The sequence below is a fragment of the Protofrankia sp. CiT1 genome (assembly GCF_917627335.1).
Taxonomy (GTDB): Bacteria; Actinomycetota; Actinomycetes; order Frankiales; family Frankiaceae; genus Protofrankia.
On sequence record NZ_CAKJTP010000188.1, the window covers coordinates 1 to 5,311 of the forward strand.

Annotated in this window: 7 protein-coding genes; 4 read left to right on the plus strand and 3 right to left on the minus strand. The window is 68.6% G+C overall.

Translation table 11 applies throughout. The features are described from left to right. Positions 1-164 precede the first annotated feature (164 nt). Both MJ785_RS19370 and MJ785_RS19375 read right to left on the minus strand, forming a co-directional pair. Positions 165-1,211 carry a JAB N-terminal domain-containing protein gene (locus MJ785_RS19370; protein WP_239382138.1) on the minus strand — a complete coding sequence of 349 codons (1,047 nt, stop codon included), beginning with the start codon at positions 1,209-1,211 and terminating at the stop codon, positions 165-167. Next, the gene (locus tag MJ785_RS19375; protein ID WP_239382139.1) at positions 1,208-2,785 is read right to left on the minus strand and encodes an effector-associated domain EAD1-containing protein; all 1,578 of its coding nucleotides are present in this window, start codon (positions 2,783-2,785) and stop codon (positions 1,208-1,210) included. The genes MJ785_RS19370 and MJ785_RS19375 overlap by 4 nt, the downstream gene beginning before the upstream one ends. Positions 2,786-3,224: 439 nt before the next feature. On the opposite strand from MJ785_RS19375, the gene MJ785_RS19380 reads away from it, so the two are divergent. Continuing rightward, the gene (locus MJ785_RS19380; RefSeq protein WP_239382140.1) at positions 3,225-3,947 is read left to right on the plus strand and encodes a DUF433 domain-containing protein; all 723 of its coding nucleotides are present in this window, start codon (positions 3,225-3,227) and stop codon (positions 3,945-3,947) included. After that, positions 3,944-4,399 (plus strand): hypothetical protein, encoded by a 456-nt coding sequence (locus MJ785_RS22395; RefSeq protein WP_370652992.1) that lies wholly within the window; start codon positions 3,944-3,946, stop codon positions 4,397-4,399. Before MJ785_RS19380 ends, MJ785_RS22395 begins: the two co-directional genes overlap by 4 nt. Here MJ785_RS22395 and MJ785_RS19385 read toward each other — a convergent pair. Continuing rightward, the gene (locus tag MJ785_RS19385; protein WP_239382141.1) at positions 4,281-4,586 is read right to left on the minus strand and encodes an effector-associated domain EAD1-containing protein; all 306 of its coding nucleotides are present in this window, start codon (positions 4,584-4,586) and stop codon (positions 4,281-4,283) included. The two genes, MJ785_RS22395 and MJ785_RS19385, sit on opposite strands and share 119 nt — an antisense overlap. Before the next feature lie 113 nt (positions 4,587-4,699). Here MJ785_RS19385 and MJ785_RS19390 point away from each other — a divergent pair, with 113 nt between their 5' ends. After that, on the plus strand, positions 4,700-4,942 hold the full coding sequence (locus tag MJ785_RS19390) for a ribbon-helix-helix domain-containing protein (RefSeq protein ID WP_239337493.1): 243 nt from the start codon (positions 4,700-4,702) through the stop codon (positions 4,940-4,942). After that, positions 4,936-5,280 (plus strand): type II toxin-antitoxin system PemK/MazF family toxin, encoded by a 345-nt coding sequence (locus tag MJ785_RS19395; RefSeq protein ID WP_239382142.1) that lies wholly within the window; start codon positions 4,936-4,938, stop codon positions 5,278-5,280. The genes MJ785_RS19390 and MJ785_RS19395 overlap by 7 nt, the downstream gene beginning before the upstream one ends. The last annotated feature ends 31 nt before the right edge of the window (positions 5,281-5,311 follow it).

The following is a 5,311-nucleotide window of genomic DNA, read 5'->3' on the forward strand; positions in this document are numbered from 1 at the left end:
GGGTGGCTGCGGCGGGACGGGCCAGCGCATTGGCTTCCCGCAACGGGCCGACGGGCGGTGGCGCCGGCCGTCCGGCACTGTCGCCGGCCCAGGCCGGCACGCGGCCACCGGCCCAGGCGAGCACGCGGCGCGCGGTCGTCTCCGCGTTCATCCGAGGGCCGCGTTCATCCGGCGGTCACCCAGTAGGACGTGAGCGACATGTCCTCGCTGCCAGGCTCGGCGTGGTAGAAGCGCAGCACCCGGTCGTCCGGGCTGCCGCGTTCGATGTTGACCAGGCCGGCGACCTGCCAGGGCCGGCGGAACGTGGTCGTGTGCAGCTCGACGTCGACCGAGGACAACCCGATCTCGCTGGTGGCCGGGAACAGATGGGTGTGGTACCAGCCGACGAGCCGTTCGTCCCGGCCGCGCCTGGCCAGCTGCTCGTTGATCCGCAGGAAGCTCTCGCCGGTGAAGGTGAAGTGCAGCAGGGACGCGCCGGTCCGCTCCCCCGCGATCGCGGCCGTGATCTTCACAAGGTGGCTGCCGGGGCGATCGGCGTCACGGTAGACGTGACCGGCGAGGAAACCGCCCTCCTCCACGTCGCCCGAGAACTCCGTCCGGTGCTTGAGGGCGTCGGCGACGTCCCGGTCGACCACCACCGCGACTCCCGGCACCGCCCCGGGATCCTTCGCTGCCTCGGGCGCCTCCGGTACCTCGTCCGCCACGTCGGCGCCGAGCTCGGCGAGGCTCGCGGCCGGGGGGTCCGGATCGTGGACCTCCTCCAGGTGGAAGGCCCGGGGCCGGCGGGAACCCACCGTCACCTCGATCCGGCCGTCCACCTCCGGGACAGGCCTGACCAGGGCCACCTGGTCGAACCCGGGGCCGCGGACACCGAACCCCCAGTGCGTCTCCGCCGGGATCCGCTCGGCGAGCAGCCGCTGCAACGGCCGGGCGATGATCTCCCGGACGGCGTGCGGATGCTGGTAGAGCAACTGACCATCCCGGACGATGCGCACCTGCACGTAGCCGTGGCTTGACCGGAGGTTGACCATCGACGGGCTGCCGGGAAGCTCGGAACCATCCGCGACTGGCAGGAACAGCAGCTCGAACCGGCTGCCGACCAGCGCCTCGCCCAGCACCGTTTCAAACACGTTCTGCAACAGCCGGACGAGCGGCACCCGGCCGACCCGGACGTAGTCGTCGGTGCGGTACAGCTCGACCTCGGCACTCATCGTTGCCCGGCCCCCGCGTCGGGGGCGGTGACGCTTTCGATGACATTGCGGTAGACCGCGCGGTGCCGCGGCGCCTGGAACAGCACCCGGCCACCGATCTCCGCCATTCGGCCCTGATTCGCGATGACCCATTCGGCGGCGGCCCGGTCATAGTAGTTGCCGACAACCTCGCGTCGACCGAAAGCATCCAGCCGGCCGCTTTCCTCCAGCAGGCTGTAGTTCCGGAACGCGGCCATGTCCACCAGAATCTGGCACAGCTCGCCGAAATCCAGGGACGGCGTGTAGGACTCGGCCAACGCGCCCAGGCACACCAGCCCCTGCTGGGCCTCGTGTTCCCGGGCCTGGTCACTGTCATAGTTCGGGAACACGTTCGGATGGAAGATCGGCGTCAGCCAGAAAAGCAGCGGCGGCGTTTCGGGGAACTCCGGGCCGAGCTGCACCAGAACCACATGCCGGTCGACGGCCACCGGATCGTCACCGGGTGCCGCACCGGGCCCGAAACTCGGCTGGCTGAATTCCAGCTCGTACTCGGTGGGCAGCAGGTTCGAGTTCGCCCGCACCTGGAAGCCGGGATGCGCCCGCGCGTAGGCGACGATCTGGTTGCGGACCCGTTGCAGCGCCTCCTGCCGGTCCTTCGGGTTGAGCGCCCCGGCTCGGGCCTCCACACCGATCCGCATCCGGGAACCGTTACGAATGCCGGCTTTGTGCAGCGTGTCGTCCCCGTTGAGCCGCCGCCCCGACCCGTCGTCCTGAACCTCGTCGACGACAATAGAGCGGGTCGCGTCGGTGTAGCCGGGCGGGTACTCCTCCAGCACCGAAGAGGCCACGTTGCCGACGGTCTGCTGGGCGGGGGCGTCGTTCAACCGGAACTGCCGGCCGTCCGGCCCGCGCGCGTACAGCGTCTGGAACACATAATCGGGTTCACCCGCCGGGACGACCGTCCACCCGAGGTCGGTTCCCTCCAGCTGCTCCCGCACCCGTCCGGTGTTCTCGTTATTGACCCGGTAGGAGACGGCGTGCGAGGTCGACCAGAATTCGTGCGGTTCCAGGCCGAGGCTCGCGAGGGTCTCGCGGGCGTGCTGACGTTCCGGCTCCGAACTCGCCCGCACAATCACATGGCAGCTCTGCGCCGGCCCCTGTTCGACCCCCTCGTCCGCGGCCCCCGCCGGCTGCTCGGCCGCGCCTTCGGTGGTCGTTGGGCGAACGGCGTCCGCCTCGATAGGTGCCCCGGCCCCGTTCGCGGCGACGGCATCGGGTGCCGCGTCGGCGGCAAGATAGCTGGCGGCGAGCTGCTGAAATACGGGGTTACCTGGGAAACGGCGGCTGGCTGTGCGCAGCAGCCTTCGGTAGGGCGCGCCCACGATCGTCCCGGCGTTGAGCTCGAAGAAGATCTGACTCCACCACTGTTCCGGGTTGCCCCCCTGGAGAACCGGACGGTACGCGAGCGGGAAGTCGATCTGGTTGAGGATGATGGCGGCGGCGGACTCCGTTGTGTAGACCGCGGCGAGCCCCTCCCGTAAGTCATCCCGATCGTCCCGGCTCAGAGGAATGTCGGCGTCGCCAACCGGTGCCACCAGACCCCCCACCTCCGCAGCGCCGACGTCGCAACGGTTGTCCCGCTTGCGCCATAGCGTGAGCGTAGTCCCCGCCACAGCGATAACAACGTCCGGTACGGGAGCACATCACCCGAACGCCGGCCACAGAGTCAACCGGCGGCCGGCGGCAACCGGGCACGACAGGTCTGCCGCGCCCGGCAGGCAGGCTCGCGGCGACCACTACGGTTGAGAAGGAGCAGGACCGGTGGTCATCATCGCCGGTGCCGGTGCCGGCGGAGTCCGTACAGCCGTTCCAGCGGTGCTCCGCGGCCCGGTCGGCCGGTGAGACGTACGGGAGCTCACACGGCGGTGTGGCGTCCGGACGTGCGTCCATACTCGGTGGGATGCGACGTCACCCGGTCCGTTCGGCTGGGAGTGGATGATAGGCGGCAGAGCGCCGTATCCGGGGAGGCAAGTCGTGCCCAACGATGCTGATCGTTTCGAGGTGCCGCTGTACAGCGTCGCCGAGGCTGGCCGGTACCTGCGAGTGCCGACCTCGACCTTTACGACCTGGGCATACGGATATGCGCGACGGCGACCCGGACGATCCCCGGTTCGCGGTGAGCCGATCGTCACCGCACGTCCTGCGACGGAGCACGGCGAGGCTGTGGTTCCGTTTATCGGTCTTGCCGAGGGCCTGGTGCTCGCAGCGATCCGGCGATCCGGCGTGCCGCTTCAACGCATCCGGCCCGCCCTCACCCGCCTGTCCGAGGATCTCGGGATCGCGCACGTCCTAGCGTCCAAGGCCCTTTACACCGACGGCGCCGAGGTACTCTACGACTTCGCTGAGAGCCAGGGCGACACACCTGAAGCGCGAGGTGCACGGGAGCTGGTCGCCGTGCGTAAAGGCCAGCGGGTGTTCGGGGATATCGTCGAGGCATACCTGCAGCGCGTCGACTTTGCACCGGACGGCTATGCCCAGCTCATTCGTCTACCCGAATACCAGCATGCCGACGTCGTGGTCGACCCCCGCCGCGGGTTCGGTCAGCCGATTTTCTCCCATGGCGGAGCCCGGCTCGAAGACGTTCTGGGCCGCTTCCACGCCGGCGAGCAGCTCGCGGAGGTCGCTGAAGAGTTCGGTGTCCCCCCGGACGAACTGGAAGACGCCGTACGCATCGCCAGCAAACCCGCCGCCTGGTGACAGCACATTCCGAGGGGCTTCCCCACGTCTTCGTCGACCGCAGCCTCGGTCGTATCGCCGTCCCTCGGCTGCTGCGACAAGCCGGTATCGAGTTGACGACGCTCGCCGAACACTACGGTATCCCGCACGACGAGAAGGTCGAGGACATCACCTGGCTCACCGATACCGCTCGGCTTGGCTGGGTAGCGTTTATGAAAGACGAAAGGATCAGACGCAGACCCGCCGAGAAGGCAGCCGTCATAAAACACGCCGCTCGCTGCTTCTACATCACGCGGCAGAACCTGTCCGGTCCGGAAATGGCCCAACGATTCATCGACAATCTCGACGCGATCGTCAGGGCGCGTCCACGACCGTCCCGGCGTCGAGCTCGAAGAAGATCTGGCTCCACCATTGCTCCGGGTTGCCTCCCTGGAGAACCGGACGGTACGCGAGCGGGAAGTCGATCTGACTGAGGACGAGGGCGGCGGCGGACTCCGTCCGGTAGACCGCGGCGAGTTCCTCCCGGAAGTCGTCCCGATCGTCACGGCTCAGACGAATGTCGGCGTCGCCAACCGGTGCCACCAGACCCCCCGCCTCCACAGCGCCGATGTCGCAATGGTTGTCCCGCTTGCGCCGTAGCGTGAGCGTAGTCCCCGCCACAGCGATGACAACGTCCTGGTACGGGTTCCTGCTGCGAGAAACACCGTGCCCGGATCGAGGCGGATCCTGCTCCGGCAACGGGACGCGCGGTCATACCCGGTTATACTCGGCGCATGAAGACCGCGATCTCAATCCCGGACGAGACGTTCCACGAGGCTGAGCGTCGCGCGGCCGCACTCGGCGTGAGTCGCTCCGAGTTCTTCGCGACAGCCGCCCGCCGCTACATCCAGGAGCTCGACGCCCAGTCCCTGACTGAGCGCATCGACGCCGCACTTGAGCTCGTGGGTCCCGACGAGTCGTTCCAGGCCGCGGCGCTCGCCGGCCGGCGGGCACTGGGCGACAGCGAGGACTGGTGATCAGACGTGGCGATGTTCACTGGGTCGACCTCGGCGAGGCGGCGGGCGCTCGCCCCGCGAAGCGCCGACCAGTGGTGGTCGTCCAGGCCGCGCCCTACAACGTGAGCCGGTTGGCCACAGTCGTCGGGGTCGTCATCACGTCGAACACCGCGCTCGCCACCATGCCCGGCAACGTCTTCCTCCCCGCCGCGGTGACCGGCCTGCCACGCGACTCCGTGGCCAACGTGACCGCCATCGTCACTGTCAACAAGAACGAACTCGGGCGTACTGTCGGCGCCGTCCCGGAGAGCCTCATGCGGGACCTGGGCAAGGGGCTACGTCACGTACTCGCGCTCTGACGCGTCCCTGATCTGGTCATCGCGCCTGAGC